14 protein-coding genes are annotated in these 15,576 nt (G+C 53.0%); 6 read left to right on the forward strand and 8 right to left on the reverse strand.

Going from position 1 to position 15,576, the window contains the following annotated elements:
• The first annotated feature begins 112 nt into the window (after positions 1–112).
• Positions 113–802 (forward strand): FadR/GntR family transcriptional regulator, encoded by a 690-nt coding sequence (locus E0L21_RS21120; protein WP_131412963.1) that lies wholly within the window; start codon positions 113–115, stop codon positions 800–802.
• A gap of 11 nt (positions 803–813) precedes the next feature.
• Positions 814–2,217, forward strand: a complete 1,404-nt coding sequence (gene mdtD / locus E0L21_RS21125) for a multidrug transporter subunit MdtD (protein ID WP_131412965.1) — start codon at positions 814–816, stop codon at positions 2,215–2,217.
• On the opposite strand, the gene rbsR is transcribed toward mdtD, so the two are convergent.
• The 7 genes from rbsR to kup all read right to left on the reverse strand — a co-directional run bounded on the left by rbsR (position 2,209) and on the right by kup (position 10,136).
• Complete coding sequence (rbsR, locus tag E0L21_RS21130; RefSeq protein WP_131412967.1) at positions 2,209–3,201, reverse strand: ribose operon transcriptional repressor RbsR; 993 nt, start codon at positions 3,199–3,201, stop codon at positions 2,209–2,211. The genes mdtD and rbsR overlap by 9 nt on opposite strands.
• Positions 3,202–3,204: 3 nt before the next feature.
• Positions 3,205–4,134: a ribokinase gene (gene rbsK / locus E0L21_RS21135; RefSeq protein WP_131412969.1), complete on the reverse strand. Its 930-nt coding sequence runs from the start codon at positions 4,132–4,134 to the stop codon at positions 3,205–3,207.
• Positions 4,135–4,242: 108 nt separating this feature from the next.
• Positions 4,243–5,133, reverse strand: a complete 891-nt coding sequence (gene rbsB / locus E0L21_RS21140) for a ribose ABC transporter substrate-binding protein RbsB (RefSeq protein ID WP_131412971.1) — start codon at positions 5,131–5,133, stop codon at positions 4,243–4,245.
• 26 nt (positions 5,134–5,159) lie between these two features.
• Positions 5,160–6,125 (reverse strand): ribose ABC transporter permease, encoded by a 966-nt coding sequence (rbsC, locus tag E0L21_RS21145; protein WP_017458032.1) that lies wholly within the window; start codon positions 6,123–6,125, stop codon positions 5,160–5,162.
• 5 nt (positions 6,126–6,130) lie between these two features.
• Entirely contained in the window at positions 6,131–7,636 is a 1,506-nt protein-coding gene (rbsA, locus tag E0L21_RS21150) for a ribose ABC transporter ATP-binding protein RbsA (RefSeq protein ID WP_131412973.1), read from the reverse strand.
• 7 nt (positions 7,637–7,643) lie between these two features.
• Entirely contained in the window at positions 7,644–8,063 is a 420-nt protein-coding gene (rbsD, locus tag E0L21_RS21155; protein ID WP_131412975.1) for a D-ribose pyranase, read from the reverse strand.
• Between the two features lie 204 nt (positions 8,064–8,267).
• Entirely contained in the window at positions 8,268–10,136 is a 1,869-nt protein-coding gene (kup, locus tag E0L21_RS21160; protein WP_131412977.1) for a low affinity potassium transporter Kup, read from the reverse strand.
• 223 nt (positions 10,137–10,359) lie between these two features.
• On the opposite strand from kup, the gene ravA reads away from it, so the two are divergent.
• Positions 10,360–11,859, forward strand: a complete 1,500-nt coding sequence (gene ravA, locus E0L21_RS21165) for an ATPase RavA (RefSeq protein WP_131412979.1) — start codon at positions 10,360–10,362, stop codon at positions 11,857–11,859.
• Positions 11,853–13,304, forward strand: a complete 1,452-nt coding sequence (gene viaA, locus E0L21_RS21170) for an ATPase RavA stimulator ViaA (protein WP_131412981.1) — start codon at positions 11,853–11,855, stop codon at positions 13,302–13,304. Before ravA ends, viaA begins: the two co-directional genes overlap by 7 nt.
• On the opposite strand, the gene asnA is transcribed toward viaA, so the two are convergent.
• Positions 13,301–14,293 (reverse strand): aspartate--ammonia ligase, encoded by a 993-nt coding sequence (gene asnA, locus E0L21_RS21175; protein WP_131412983.1) that lies wholly within the window; start codon positions 14,291–14,293, stop codon positions 13,301–13,303. The genes viaA and asnA overlap by 4 nt on opposite strands.
• 150 nt (positions 14,294–14,443) lie before the next feature.
• Between asnA and asnC the strand changes: the two genes are divergently transcribed.
• Together asnC and mioC are read left to right on the forward strand one after the other, a co-directional pair.
• A complete protein-coding gene (gene asnC, locus E0L21_RS21180) occupies positions 14,444–14,902 on the forward strand; it encodes a transcriptional regulator AsnC (RefSeq protein WP_131412985.1) in 459 nt (152 codons plus the stop codon).
• Positions 14,903–15,020: 118 nt separating this feature from the next.
• Complete coding sequence (gene mioC, locus E0L21_RS21185) at positions 15,021–15,470, forward strand: FMN-binding protein MioC (protein ID WP_131412987.1); 450 nt, start codon at positions 15,021–15,023, stop codon at positions 15,468–15,470.
• Positions 15,471–15,576: the final 106 nt, after the last annotated feature.

Consider the following 15,576-nt stretch of genomic DNA (forward strand, 5'->3'; position numbering starts at 1 on the left):
CAACAAAGCGTGGTAAAAAGCGGCATTAATTGCCGATTTCGCTGTTTTTGCCACCACTGAAAGGTATCGAATGGCATACTAGCCCGTGAAATAAAGAAATAAGGAAGTAAAAATGCCGCTAAACGCACAACAACTTGCCGCGCAGAAAAACATCTCATGGGTTTTGGCCGAGAAACTGGCGCAACAAATCCTGAAGGGAGAATATGCACCTGGTAGTATTCTGCCGGGTGAGATGGAGCTGGGCGAGAAGTTTGGCGTAAGCCGCACCGCTGTCAGAGAAGCGGTAAAGACATTAACCGCAAAAGGGATGGTATTACCCCGCCCGCGTATCGGTACTCGCGTCATGCCTCGCGGAAACTGGAACTTCCTTGATAAGGAGCTGCTCTCCTGGTGGATGCATGAGGATAACTTCAAGGATGTTGTTCAACACTTTCTCATTATGCGCAGCAGTCTTGAGCCTCAGGCATGTCTGCTTGCCGCCACGCTGGGCAGTGCGGAACAAAAAGCGTATCTCAATACATTAATGGAAGAGATGGTGTTTCTGAAAAAGAACTTCAACCGTGAACGCTGGGTAGAAGTCGATATGGCATGGCATGAACATATCTATGCGATGAGCGATAACCCGTTTCTTATTTCTTTCTCCACACTGTTTCATTCTATCTATCACACCTACTTTACCTCTATTACACAAAATGAAGTGGTCAAGCTCGACCTTCACCAGGCGATTGTGGACGCCATCCAGGAAAGCGATGGTGACAGCGCGTTCCGGGCGTGCCAACTGTTACTGAATACGCCGAATTAACAGGACATGGTATGACAGAGAAGAAAGCGCGCAGTATGGCCGGCCTGCCGTGGATTGCGGCAATGGCTTTTTTTATGCAGGCACTGGATGCCACAATTCTTAACACCGCACTCCCCGCAATAGCACAAAGCCTTGGTCGTTCCCCTTTAGCAATGCAATCGACAATTATCAGCTACACGCTAACAGTCGCCATGCTTATCCCCATGAGCGGCTGGCTGGCCGATCGTTTCGGTACACGGCGCGTCTTTATGCTGGCGGTCAGCCTGTTTACTCTTGGTTCGCTGGCCTGCGCGCTTTCGAATTCACTATCGATGCTGGTCGTGTTCCGCGTGATTCAGGGTATAGGCGGCGCAATGATGATGCCGGTTGCACGCCTGGCATTGCTCCGGGCTTACCCGCGCAGCGAATTGCTGCCGGTACTGAACTTCGTCACTATGCCTGGGCTTGTCGGGCCGATTCTGGGGCCAGTGATGGGAGGCGTGTTAGTCACCTGGGCAAGCTGGCACTGGATCTTCTTAATTAATATCCCGATTGGCCTCGCCGGGCTGTTTTATGCACGTAAATACATGCCGAACTTCACCACGCCACGGCGCAGTTTCGATATGGGTGGTTTTTTTCTGTTCGGTTTGAGCCTGGTGCTGTTCTCAAGCGGGATGGAATTATTCGGTGAGAAGCTGGTCGCCAGTTGGCTTGCCTTTACCATCATTTTGAGCGGCATTTTGCTGCTACTGTTCTACATCCGCCACGCGCGTCGCCATCCGACACCATTGATATCGCTCAACCTGTTTAACACCCGCACCTTTTCCGTCGGCGTTGCCGGAAATATTGCTTCGCGTTTGGGTACCGGCTGTGTGCCCTTTTTGATGCCGCTAATGTTACAGGTGGGATTTGGTTATCCGGCATTGATTGCCGGTTGCATGATGGCCCCCACCGCGCTGGGTTCTATTCTGGCAAAATCAATGGTAACCCAGATATTGCGCAGGCTTGGTTACCGTAAAACGCTGGTTGGTATCACGCTGTTTATTGGTTTGATGATTGCCCAGTTCGCCTTACAAACGCCGGCGATGGCGATATGGATGCTGGTATTGCCGCTGTTCATCCTCGGGATGGCAATGTCCACGCAGTTCACTTCAATGAACACCATTACGCTTGCAGACTTAACCGACGAGAACGCCAGCAGCGGCAATAGTGTGCTGGCGGTAACACAGCAACTGTCGATAAGCCTCGGCGTGGCGGTTAGCGCAGCGGTGCTGCGTTTCTATGAAGGGTTTGACAGCACAAACACGGTGGAGCAATTCCACTACACCTTTATTACCATGGGCGCGATCACGCTGGTTTCCGCACTGGTGTTTATGTTGTTGAAAGCAAAAGATGGCCGCAATCTGATTAAAGAACGGCACAAAAAATCAGGCTGAACCGCGCTCCATTAATATTGGCGTGAGCTGCAAACGCTGCTGTTGCAAACCAGGCTCCGCAATCCGGTGGATAAGCACGTCAATCGCCAGCTCACCCAGTTCATCTTTCGGTTGATGAATCGTGGTGAGCGGCGGCGTCATGTAGCGCGCCAGCTCAATATCGTCATAACCGACGATAGCCATATCCTGCGGGATTTTCAGCCCTGCCTGGTAAAGCGCCTGATATGCGCCCACAGCCATCGCATCATTACCAATAAATACCGCCTGCGGGCGCTCGTTCATTGCCAGTAATGCCTGCATCGCGTCGAAACCGCCGCCAAACTCAAAATCGCTCTCGATCTCATCCCCTTCACGGATCACCAACCCGGCGCGGGTCATCGCTTCGCGATACCCTTCCAGGCGCAGACGTGCGGGCGTTTTATCCAGCGGGCCGGTAATACAAGCGATGCGCGTATGCCCTTTGCCAATCAGATATTGCGTCGCCATATCGCCGCCGAGCAACGAGTTATCCTGAATCAGATCGCTATCGCCATCGAAGGGTGCCCAGTCCATCATCACTGTAGGAATTGAAGGATAGCGCTGCATGATCTCTTGCGAGGGCTGGTGCGTTTCGGTACACAGCAACAGCAACCCATCGACGCGTTTTTGCATCAATGTTTCCAGGTTGCGGTTCATCCGCTGCTCGTCACCCTCGGTGTTGCACAACACCAGGCTGTAACCTCGCTCGAAGCAGCTGCGCTCCACGCCACGAACCAATTCCGAGTAAAACGGATTCGTACTCGCGGTGATAAGCATACCAATCGTACGCGTCTGGTTGATCTTCAGGCTACGCGCGATAGCAGAAGGCGCATAATTCAGCGTCTTGATCGCCGCGTCCACTTTTTCGCGGATAGCCTCACTCACAAAGCGATCTTTGTTAATTACGTGGGAAACGGTCGAAGTGGAAACGCCCGCCACGCGGGCAACATCCTTCATGGTCGCCAAGCATCACCTCTGCGAAGAGAGAAAATCGTCAATCTCATTGCGCCACGGCACAGACGGTTGCGCACCCTTACGCGTGACGGCAATCGCCGCCGCCGCATGAGCAAAACGAATCGCCTCATCCAGAGGTTTATCTTCCAGTAGCGCGGTCAGCAACGCACCGTTAAAGGTGTCACCCGCCGCAATGGTATCGATGGCTTTCACTTTAAAACCCGGTACGCGTTTGCCTTCGCCATTAACGCTGGCCCACACGCCACGGCTACCGAGAGTGATAATCACCGTTTTAATACCTTTGGCGTGAAGCGCCTGTGCAGCCCGCGCGGCATCTTCATCGCTGGATACCTTAATTCCGGTAAGTTTTTCCGCTTCAGTTTCATTTGGCGTGATGATATCCACTAGCGCCAGCAGTTCATCTGAAAGTTCACGCGCCGGAGCCGGATTCAGCGCCACGATGGTATTGTTCTGATGCGCGATACGCGCTGCCGACAGCACGCTCTCAACTGGCGATTCCAGTTGCATTAACAGCGCAGAAGCCTGCGCAATCAGGTCATGCTGCGCGTTGACGCGTTCAATCGAGAGCGCCGCATTCGCTCCCGCATGAATACCGATAACATTCTCACCTTCACCGTTGACGAAAATCAGCGCCACACCTGTAGATTCACCCGCAACAACACTCACCGGCGCAACATCAATATTGTCGCTCTGGAGCTGCTTACGTACGCGCGTACCGGTATCGTCATCGCCGGTACAGGCGATAAATGCAATATCAGCACCGCTACGTCCGGCGGCTACCGCCTGATTTGCTCCTTTACCGCCAAAAGCAACCTGATACTGGCTGCCAGTCACGGTTTCGCCCGGAGTAGGGAAAGATTCAAGGTTAAGAATGTGATCGGCATTAATACTGCCAAGGACAACGAGTTTGCCTGCGGTTTTCATGATGAGCTTGTCCGTAAAATGCGCCACCTTTCGGTGGCGCGTGCCATGCTTTTCTTTTTTGTATTGTCCCTCAGGCGAAAGGTTTTTGCCCTCCACCAGAATGACGAATTACTGCTTGATAACCAGTTTCAAATCAACCGGGTTTTTGGCGTAAACCTTTTCACCCTTCAACACTTTGTCTGCGGTATCCACGCCTTTCGCGCCGATCTGCTCCGGCAACTGAGCGATAGTTGCAGCCAGTTTACCGTCGTTCACCGCTTTCACGCCGTCTGGCGTACCGTCAAAGCCCACGACCATCACGTCGGATTTACCGGCAGTTTGCAGCGCGCGCAGCGCACCCAGCGCCATTTCATCGTTCTGCGCGAAAACAGCCTGCACATCCGGATGCGCAGTCAGCAGGTTCTGCATCACGTTCAGGCCCTTAGTGCGGTCGAAATCAGCCGGCTGGCTGGCCAGCACGTTAAATTTGTGTGCAGCAACCGCCTGCTGGAAACCTTCGCCACGTTCACGCGCAGCGGAAGTCCCGGCAATACCTGCCAGTTCGATAACTTTCGCGCCTTCGCCCGCTTTTCTGGCAATGTAATCCCCGGCAATTTTACCGCCGAGCACGTTATCAGAAGCGATATGGCTCACCACTTCGCCGCTGGAAGCCACACGGTCAAGAGTGATTACCGGGATTTTCGCCTGGTTTGCCATTTTCACAGCGTTACCTACAGCGTCGGAATCGGTCGGGTTGATCAGCAGCAATTTGGTGCCGCGCACGGTCAAGTCCTGCACGTTCGCCAGCTCTTTCGCCGGGTTGTTTTGCGAGTCCAGTACCACCAGGTCATAACCCAGTTTGTCCGCTTCTTTCTGCGCGCCATCCTTCAGGGAAACAAAGAACGGGTTGTTCAACGTGGAAATCACCAGAGCAATAGAGTCTTTCGCCATCGCGTTCGCGCTTACGGTGGCGCTCAGTGCAACAGCAGAAACCAGAGTGGCCAGTTTTTTCATGTTCATTTTCATGAGTCCTGTTGTGTAGGTAATTACTGCTTTTTGTTGTCTACCAGCACCGCGAGCAGAATAACCACTGCTTTAACGATCATCTGGTAATAGGAGGAAACGCTCAACAAATTCAATCCATTATTGAGGAAGCCAAGGATCAGCGCGCCGATTAATGTGCCGACAATACGTCCTTTGCCACCTGCGAGACTGGTCCCACCCAAAACAACCGCAGCGATAGCATCCAGCTCATAACCGGCTCCCGCAGTAGGTTGCGCCGAGGAAAGACGCGCCACTTCAATAATGCCTGCCAGCGAAGCCAGAAGGCCGCACAGGGAGTAAACGATAACTTTGACTTTATCAACGCTGATACCGGACAAGCGCGTTGCCGCTTCGTTACCGCCTAACGCATAGATATAGCGGCCCAAACGGGTGTGATGCAACAGATACCACGCAGCGATAAAGACGACGGCCATCAGCCACACCGGCGTCGGAATGCCGAACGGGCGACCAATACCGAACCAGCCAAACACATCCGCGTTATCAGTAAAACCCGTATTCACCGGGCTACCGTTGGTATAAACCAGCGTCACGCCGCGCAGCAGCAACATCATCACCAGCGTAGCGATAAACGCCTGCACGCGGCCTTTCGCGACAATCGTACCGGTCAGTGCGCCAACAGCCGCGCCAAGCGCCAGTGCACCGACAACCGCCACCAACGCGTTAACTTCCATTCCCACTAGCGAGGCGGCAACTGCGCCGGTGAGCGCTAACAGAGAACCGACGGACAGATCGATTCCCGAAGTCAAAATCACAAGCGTCATACCGACCGCCATAATGGCGTTTACTGAGGTCTGTTGCAGGATGTTTAACAGGTTATTGACGGTAAAAAAGTTCGGGCTCATGGTCGAAACAATCGCAATCAGCACCAGCAGGGCAATCAACGATTTTTGTTCCATCAACCATGCTTTGGTGAAATAACGGCGACCAGAAACAGCCTGGGTAGTCATCTTTTTTACTCCTGATTCACACGATTAAGCTTGCCCACAGCGGCAGCCATCAACACTTCCTGAGTGGCCTGCTCGCGCGTGAATTCCCCGCCGAGATGCCCTTCATGCATCACCATTATGCGATCGCTCATGCCCAACACTTCCGGCATTTCGGAGGAGACAAGAATGATGCTCAGGCCATCGGCCTTAAACTGGTTAATTAACTGATAAATCTCTTTCTTCGCCCCAACGTCGACACCACGCGTCGGCTCGTCGAGGATCAGCACTTTCGGCCGGGTCATCAGACCGCGCGCAATCGCCACTTTTTGCTGGTTCCCGCCGGAGAGCAAACCGATTGCCTGCTCCATTGAGGGCGTTTTCACATTAAACAGACGAATAAAATCACTTACCGCCTGCTGCTCATCTTTGTGTTTCAGCGTACCGCCCGCATGGCTGAAGTAACGCAGCGCGGTCAGCGACATGTTCTCTTTAACCGACATACCGAGCACCAGCCCGTCGCGCTTGCGGTCTTCTGAAATGTAAACAATACCGTTTGCCAGACCGTCCTGCGGTGAGCGGGTGATCACTTCATGGCCGTCGAGCGTCACATAGCCGCTGGTGCGCGGCAGTGCGCCATACAGCACCTTCATCAGCTCGGTACGTCCCGCGCCCATCAGCCCGGCGACGCCAAGGATCTCGCCTTTACGCAGCGTAAAACTGACATTTTCCACGCCCGGCCCGCACAGGTTATCGACGGTAAGACGAATTTCGCCCGGCGTTTTATCCAGCCGCGGATATTGATCTTCCAGCTTGCGGCCAACCATCATCTCAATCAGCGAATCTTCGGTTAGCGTGGCCACTTCACGCTCGGCAATAAATTGCCCGTCACGGAAGACGGTCACGTCATCACAAATCTCGAAGATCTCTTTCATGCGGTGAGAAATATAGACGATGCCGCGCCCCTGCGATTTCAGCTCGCGGATGACGCGGAACAGCGATTCGGTTTCGGTATCGGTCAGGGCATCGGTTGGCTCATCCATAATGATGACCTGCGATTCGTAGCTCATCACTTTAGCGATTTCGACCATCTGCTGATCGCCAATCGAGAGTTCACCGACTAGCCGCTCGCTTTTAAAGCGCAGATTCAGCTTAGCCAGCAGTTTGTCGGCTTCGGCAAACATCTTTTTCCAGTCGATTTTGCCAAAGCGATTCACAAACTCACGACCGAGGAAGATGTTCTCGGCAATGGTGAGCTGCGGGATCAGGTTCAGTTCCTGGTGGATGATGCCAATACCCGCTTCCTGGGAGGATTTCGGCCCGGTGAACGTGGTTTCTTTGCCCAACCACAGCAGCGAACCGGCATCACGGGTGTAGATGCCCGTCAGCACTTTCATCATTGTTGATTTGCCGGCACCGTTTTCACCAACCAACGCCATCACGCGGCCAGAGTAAACATTAAGCGCCGCGCCGGAGAGGGCTTTTACGCCGGGAAAGGCTTTGTCGATGCCTTTGAGTTGCAATAACGCGTCCATGATGGCCTCAGAAGGTCACGCCAGCACAGAGAATGATATTCGCAAACGGGGAACACTCCCCGCTGCGAATCACCGCATGACTGTCCGCGGTGTGTTTTTTAAATTGCTCGTGCGTAACGTACCGCACTTCGATGCTATTTCCCTGGTGTTGCTGCAGCTGCTCAATATGCTTGAGCAACGTTTCATGGAGCTGCGGATTATGCTGCTTAATCTCCGAGGCGATAATCGCGGACTCAACCTGCATTTCCGCCGTCACCACTTCCAGTACTTGCATAAAGGAAGGCACGCCCTGAGTTAATGCCATATCAATACGTTGCGTGTTACGCGGCACCGGCAACCCGGCATCACACACCACCAGCGAATCAGTATGACCAAGACGAGAGATGACTGACGAGATGTCAGCGTTCAGCACACGACCTTTTTTCATTTTTTACGCTCCATCAGCGAAACGTTTCGCTGTATGCAGTGTAGTACGAAGAATGTGCAGAAAACCATCCTGACTTTATAGAAGTGTGATCGATATCGAAACGTTTCGCTTGCCGAAATGATGAAAAAAACAGCTTTACTTATTTAAGTGAAATCATCAGCAATTAATAGCAAAAACCCCTCTTAAAGAGGGGTTTAATCAGAACTAAATTTCGACCTGCGTTCCCAGTTCTATCACTCGGTTTGGCGGGATCTCAAACTGATCTGGCGCGCGCAGCGCGTTACGTTGCAATACCAGATAGAGTTTGCCGCGCAGGCGCAGATACCAAGGCCGTTTGCCCACAATCAACGACTCATGCGACATAAAGAACGAGGTCTCCATCATGCGGCAGTTCAACCCTTCCAGCCCGCAACGGTGGAACACTTCTTCCACATTTGGCGTTTCACGCCAGCCGTAGCTTGCCACCACACGCCAGAAGGTCGGCGACAATTGCTCAATCTGCACGCGGCGCACATTGTGCACATAAGGCGCATCTTCAGTACGCAGCGTCAGCAGGATCACGCGCTCATGCAGCACCTTGTTGTGCTTCAGGTTATGCATCATGGCAAACGGGATAACGTTCAGGGCACGCGACATATACACCGCTGTGCCCGGTACGCGCACCGGCGGCGATTTCTCCAGCGAGGCAATCATTGCCTCCAGAGAGTTACCGTGTTCATGCATACGGCGCAGCAGGCGGAAACGCTCGCTCTTCCAGGTGGTCATCACCAGGAACATCACCAGTCCAAGGGTTAATGGTAACCAACCACCGGAGACGATTTTGTCGAGGTTCGCCGAGAACAACGGCACATCGATAGAAAGGAATAGGAGCAGAAGCAGTCCCACCAGCACTTTGTTCCAGTGCCAGTTTTTGCGCGCCACCGTGGTGGAGAGAATCGAGGTCAGCACCATGGTGCCAGTTACGGCGATCCCGTACGCCGCCGCCAGGTTACTCGAGTGTTCGAAGCTGACAATAACCAGCACCACCGCAAAGTAGAGCAGCCAGTTAATGAACGGGATATAGATCTGTCCGGATTCCATCTCCGAGGTATGGATGATGCGCATCGGCGCCAGATACCCCAGACGCACGGCCTGGCGCGTCAGTGAGAACACGCCGGAAATCACCGCCTGCGAGGCGATAACCGTCGCCAGCGTGGAAATAATCAGCATCGGGATCAGCGCCCATTCCGGCGCGAGCAGGAAAAAGGGGTTCTTAATCGCTTCCGGCGTTTTCAGCAGCAGCGCGCCTTGGCCAAAGTAGTTCAGCACCAGCGACGGTAGCACGACAATAAACCACGCCACGCGGATCGGCAGCTTACCGAAGTGGCCCATATCCGCATACAGCGCTTCCACCCCGGTAATGGACAGCACTACCGCGCCCAGCGCCACAAAAGAGATAGCCTTATATTGCAGGAAGAAGTTCACCGCCCACATTGGGTTTAGCGCTTGCAACACTTCAGGGTTCGCAATAATGCTGCGCACACCGAGCACCGCCAGAATCAAAAACCACGCCAGCATAATGGGGGCAAACAACTTCCCCACCAGCCCCGTACCGTGTTTCTGAATCGCAAACAGCAGGGTTAAAACGACAATCGACAACGGTACAATCCAGGCGTCGAGTGAAGGCGCGATAATCTCCAGGCCCTCGATTGCCGACATCACCGAAATGGCGGGCGTTATGACCACTTCGCCATAGAAGAAGCTGCCGCCAATCAGCCCCATGATCACCAGCACCGAGGTCATCCTTGCGGAGGTATTGCGCCCGGCCAGCGACATCAGGGTTAAGATCCCGCCTTCACCGGCGTTATCCGCCCGCATAACGAATGTCAGATACTTAATGGAAACAACAAAAATCAGCAGCCAGAAGATGAGCGACAAAAAACCAAACACGGCATCGCGCTCAACGCCAAAACCAAACTGACCGGACAAACATTCACGAAGTGTATAAAGTGGGCTGGTGCCAATATCACCGTAGACAACCCCAATCGCCGCAAGCGTAACCGCTGGTAATGATTGCTTATTATCAGTGCTCATAGACTAATCTTTTGATTGAATGACACAATGTGTGCTTAGTCCCTTGGCCCACAAAAAGCGCACAGTATGCACGATTATTTATGAAATCGTACCCCTAAATGCGGCCACATTAATCTGGCGCAAAGAAAATAAAGCCGTTCTTCAGTCTATTACAAGCCCTTTCAGGAACGTCTATACTCGCTTTTGCAAGCCGGATAACACGGCGAAAGGACGCAAATCTATTATGGCTCACTCACATTTATTAGCAGAAAGAATTTCCCGTTTAAGCATCGCGCTGGAAAAAGGGCTTTTTGAGCGCAGCCACGCCATTCGCCTTTGTTTGCTGGCGGCACTAAGCGGTGAGAGTGTGTTTCTTTTAGGTCCGCCGGGTATAGCCAAAAGCCTGATTGCTCGCCGCCTGAAATTTGCCTTCAAACATGCCCGCGCCTTCGAATATTTGATGACCCGTTTCTCCACGCCGGAAGAGGTGTTTGGCCCGCTTTCCATCCAGGCATTGAAAGATGAAGGGCGCTACGAGCGCTTAACCAGCGGCTATTTACCGGAAGCCGAAATTGTCTTTCTGGATGAAATCTGGAAAGCAGGTCCCGCCATTCTCAACACCCTGCTGACCGCGATTAATGAACGGCGTTTTCGAAATGGTGCCAGCGAAGAGAAAATCCCCATGCGTTTGCTGGTGGCCGCTTCTAACGAACTGCCGGAAGCGGACAACAGCCTTGAAGCGCTGTATGACCGCATGCTGATTCGGCTGTGGCTCGACAAAGTGCAGGAGAAGGGCAATTTCCGCTCGATGCTGATTAGCCAACAGGATGAGAACGACAACCCGGTGCCTGCAGAATTGCAAATCACTGATGAAGAGTACGCCAACTGGCAACAGGAGATCAGTAAGGTCAAACTGCCGGATAATGTCTTTGAGCTTATTTATACGTTACGCCAGCAGCTTGATGCGCTGCCGAACGCGCCGTATGTTTCCGATCGTCGCTGGAAAAAGGCCATCCGCCTGTTGCAATCCAGCGCCTTTTTCAGCGGCCGCGATGCAGTCGCGCCGATTGATTTAATCCTGCTGAAAGATTGCCTGTGGCACGACGCCGAAGGCATGCGCTTGCTGCAACAACAGCTGGAAATATTGATGACCGGGCACGCCTGGCAACAACAATCGATGATTGCGCAGCTCACCACAATTTCGCAGCGCCACCTGCAACTTCAGCAACAGCAAAGCGACAAAACAGCGCTCAAAGTCAGCCGCCAGGGTGGCATGTTTAGCCGACGTCCCCATTACGATTTGCCCGCCGATTTAACCGAACCGGTGCTGACACTCCTCCTGCAACAGCCGTTAAAATTGCATGACTTGCAGGTTATTCACGTCACCATTGAACGCAGTGCGCTGGAGCAGTGGCTGGCGAAAGGCGGTGAGATCCGCGGCAAACTCAACGGCATTGGTTTTGCGCAAGTGCTGAATCTGGAAGTGGATACCAGCCTGCATCTGTTAATCCGCGACGTTAGCCTGCAGGGATCGCGCCTTGCTCTGCCCGGTGGCAGCGCCTCAGAAAATGTGCCGGAAGAGATCAAACAGCAACTGGAAGCGCTGGACAACAACTGGCACCAACAACATACCCGTTTTAATGAACAGCAAAAATGCCTGTTTATCGCAGCCGACTGGTTAGGTCGTATTGAAGCCAGCCTGCAGGATGTCCGGGCGCAAATCCAACAGGCACGGCAATGCTAACGCTGGAAACACTGAATGTGATGCTCACCATCAGTGAAGAGGCGTTGGTTGAAGAACTTATCGTCCTCCTGCTGGCATCCCCGCAACTGGCGCTGTTTTTCGAAAAATTCCCCAAGCTTAAACACGCGATCACTGAAGATGTGCCGCGCTGGCGTGAGGCACTAAAAAAGCATCTGAAAGAGGCCGAAGTGCCGCCTGAGCTGGCGCAAGAAGTTCTGAGCTACCAGCAAAACCAGTTGCTTTCAACCTCACAGTTTACTGTTCAGCTCCCGCAAATTCTGGGTTTGCTGGATAAGCTGCGCTCTCCTTTCGCGACGCAGGCACGACAAATGGTGGTCGATAACCCGGTCTTTACGCCCGCGCTGCATACCCTGTTTTTGCAACGCTGGCGGTTGAGCCTGGTGGTGCAAACCACCGCTTTTAATCAGCAGTTACTGGAAGAAGAGCGTGAGCAATTGCTCAGTGAAGTGCAGGAACGCATGACACTCAGCGGTCAGCTCGAGCCGGTACTGATCGAAAATGAAAACGCCGCAGGCAGACTATGGGATATGAGCGCCGGGCAGCTCAAACGCGCTGACTATCAGTTGATCGTTAAGTACGGTGATTTTCTCAAAGAACAACCGGAACTCCGGCAGCTTGCTGAACAGCTTGGCCGCTCACGGGAAGCCAAATCGGTGCCGCGTAAAGATGCGCCAATGGAAACCTTCCGTACGCTGGTGCGCGAACCGGCAATCGTACCGGAACAGGTTGATGGGTTACATCAGAGCGACGATATCCTGCGGTTATTGCCGCCTGAACTGGCGACGCTGGGTATCACCGAACTGGAGTATGAGTTTTACCGGCGGCTGGTGGAAAAACAGTTGCTAACTTACCGCCTGCACGGCGATGCCTGGCGGGAAAAAGTGACGGAACGTCCGGTCATTCACCAGGATTTTGACGAGCAACCGCGCGGGCCATTCATAGTCTGTGTCGATACCTCCGGCTCCATGGGCGGCTTTAACGAACAGTGTGCAAAAGCGTTCTGCCTGGCACTGATGCGCGTGGCGCTGGCAAACAAGCGGCGCTGTTTTATTATGCTTTTTTCCAGCGAAGTGGTGCGCTACGAACTGACCAGCACACTGGGGCTGGAGCAGGCGATCCGTTTCCTCAGCCAACGCTTTCGCGGTGGCACCGATCTGGCGAGCTGTTTTCGCGCGATCATCGAACGGATGCAGGGTGGAGAGTGGTATGACGCAGACGCGGTAGTGATTTCTGATTTCATCGCCCAGCGCCTGCCGGACGATGTCGTCAGTAAAGTAAAAGAACTACAGCACATTCATCAACATCGCTTTCACGCGGTGGCAATGTCGTCGCACGGCAAGCCCGGTATCATGCGTATCTTCGACCATATCTGGCGCTTCGATACCGGGATGCGCAGTCGCCTGTTACGGCGCTGGCGGCGTTAAAGCAGGCCGGAAACCTGTTCGCGAACTTGCGCAGGCCACACGCCGCACTGCACCTGCCCAATGTGCGGTAATTGCAGCAGCAGCATAGTAAGGCGCGATTGACCGATACCACCGCCGATGGTTTGCGGCATCTCACCGCGCAGCAGCGCCTGGTGCCACTCCAGCTGTAAACGGTCTTCATCTCCTGTTAGCTTCAACTGGCGCGTCAAGGCCTCGGCATCAACGCGAATGCCCATTGACGACAGCTCCAGCGCATCTTCCAGAACCGGGTTCCACACCAGAATATCGCCATTCAGCCCACTGAAACCCGCTTCCGCCGCCGTGCTCCAGTCATCATAATCCGGTGCGCGCACATCGTGGCGCTTGCCGTCGCTAAGCTTGCCGCCAATACCCATCAGGAACACTGCGCCCAGCTCTTTCGCGATCGCTCTCTCGCGCCCTTTGGCATCGAGATGCGGAAAGCGACTGAGCAGCGTTTCGCTGTGTACAAAATGGATCTGAGCTGGCAGGAACGGTGCCAGACCAAATCGTTCGCTGACGGCGGCTTCGGTCTCTTTGATTCCTGACCAGATCGCCTCAACGGTGTTTTTTAAGGTTGTCAGTTGACGTTGATCGTCACCAAGTACGCGTTCCCAGTCCCACTGATCCACATAAACGGAGTGAATAGAAGAAAGGCGATCTTCATCCGGACGCAGGGCTTTCATGTGCGTGTACAGCCCTTCGCCGGCGCTGAAGTCGTGCTGACCCAGCGTCTGACGTTTCCATTTAGCCAGTGAATGCACCACTTCGAAACGGGCATCCGGCAGCGTTTTCACATTGACCTGTACCGCTTTTTCACACCCCGACAGGTTATCTTGCGTGCCATCACCGACGCGGCTAAGGATCGGTGCCTGAACTTCAATCAGTCCCAGTTTCTCCTCCAGCTGGCGAGAGAAAAAAGATTTCACGAAAGCAATCTGGCGTTGTTTGGCGATGTAAGCGGTTTTCATTATGTAACTCCTGTGTCCTGTTGCTATCCATTAAGCAATAAAACATCGCAATAACTCAATAATTCACAACTAAAAAGCCGTTAACGCTTTTTATTCGTCAAAACAACACGCTAAAATAGAAAGAATTATTATTATTCATAAGAAAATCCTATGGAAAATTATCAGATCGACAATCTGGACCGCGGCATCCTCAACGCGTTAATGGCCAACGCACGTACCGCGTATGCTGAGCTGGCCAAACAGTTTGGCGTCAGCCCCGGCACCATTCACGTTCGCGTTGAGAAAATGAAACAGGCAGGGATCATTACCGGTGCACGCATTGACGTAAGCCCGAAACAATTGGGTTATGACGTCTGTTGCTTTATCGGCATCATTTTGAAAAGCGCCAAAGATTACCCCTCCGCGCTGGCAAAGCTGGAAAGTCTGGAGGAAGTGACCGAGGCTTACTACACCACTGGTCACTACAGCATCTTTATAAAGGTGATGTGTCGATCCATCGACGCCCTGCAACAGGTACTTATCAACAAGATCCAAACAATTGATGAAATCCAATCCACAGAGACGCTGATCTCCCTGCAAAACCCGATCATGCGTACGATCCGCCCTTAACCGGGCATTTTCATCCTCAAACAATACCCGCATTGTCCACAGGTAGATCCCAGCCCATTCACAGCGTACAATGCCCCCCTATTTATCGCCGAATGGTGAGTAAAACGGAGCGGGCTTTATGGCAGACATCACTCTTATTAGCGGCAGTACCCTTGGCGGCGCGGAATACGTGGCAGAACATCTGGCGGAAAAGCTGGAAGACGCGGGTTTCAGTACCGAGACGCTGCACGGCCCGCTTTTAGAGGATCTCACTTTGCAGGGCACCTGGCTGGTGGTCAGCTCCACCCATGGCGCGGGCGATCTGCCCGAAAATCTGCAACCGCTTTTAGACGATTTGAATGAGCAAAAGCCGGATCTGTCCCAGGTACGCTTTGGCGCTATTGGTATCGGTAGTCGAGAATATGACACTTTCTGTCAGGCGATCGAAAAACTGGAAGCCTCATTAACGACATGCGGCGCAAAAAAGATCGGTGAAACACTGAAGATCAACATCCTTGATCACGATATTCCGGAGGATCCGGCGGAAGAATGGCTGGGATCCTGGAAAAATTTACTCAATAACGATTAAAGATCGTGCGATCAGATGTGGATAACTATGCTTAAAAGCACTGATCAACCGGTAGTTATCCCATGCATAACAATGATTCAGTTTTTGACCTGTGTATAACTAGCCA

The organism is Kosakonia quasisacchari (assembly GCF_004331415.1).
GTDB lineage: Bacteria > Pseudomonadota > Gammaproteobacteria > Enterobacterales > Enterobacteriaceae > Kosakonia > Kosakonia quasisacchari.

Coding starts and splice junctions, on each gene's coding strand:
- rbsA (WP_131412973.1), bottom strand. CDS start 7,636: ATGGACGCGTTATTGCAACTCAAAGGCATCGACAAAGCCTTTCCCGGC.
- E0L21_RS21120 (WP_131412963.1), top strand. CDS start 113: ATGCCGCTAAACGCACAACAACTTGCCGCGCAGAAAAACATCTCATGG.
- ravA (WP_131412979.1), top strand. CDS start 10,360: ATGGCTCACTCACATTTATTAGCAGAAAGAATTTCCCGTTTAAGCATC.
- mdtD (WP_131412965.1), top strand. CDS start 814: ATGACAGAGAAGAAAGCGCGCAGTATGGCCGGCCTGCCGTGGATTGCG.
- rbsK (WP_131412969.1), bottom strand. CDS start 4,134: ATGAAAACCGCAGGCAAACTCGTTGTCCTTGGCAGTATTAATGCCGAT.
- rbsD (WP_131412975.1), bottom strand. CDS start 8,063: ATGAAAAAAGGTCGTGTGCTGAACGCTGACATCTCGTCAGTCATCTCT.
- kup (WP_131412977.1), bottom strand. CDS start 10,136: ATGAGCACTGATAATAAGCAATCATTACCAGCGGTTACGCTTGCGGCG.
- asnA (WP_131412983.1), bottom strand. CDS start 14,293: ATGAAAACCGCTTACATCGCCAAACAACGCCAGATTGCTTTCGTGAAA.
- rbsC (WP_017458032.1), bottom strand. CDS start 6,125: ATGACTACCCAGGCTGTTTCTGGTCGCCGTTATTTCACCAAAGCATGG.
- viaA (WP_131412981.1), top strand. CDS start 11,853: ATGCTAACGCTGGAAACACTGAATGTGATGCTCACCATCAGTGAAGAG.
- rbsB (WP_131412971.1), bottom strand. CDS start 5,133: ATGAACATGAAAAAACTGGCCACTCTGGTTTCTGCTGTTGCACTGAGC.
- asnC (WP_131412985.1), top strand. CDS start 14,444: ATGGAAAATTATCAGATCGACAATCTGGACCGCGGCATCCTCAACGCG.
- mioC (WP_131412987.1), top strand. CDS start 15,021: ATGGCAGACATCACTCTTATTAGCGGCAGTACCCTTGGCGGCGCGGAA.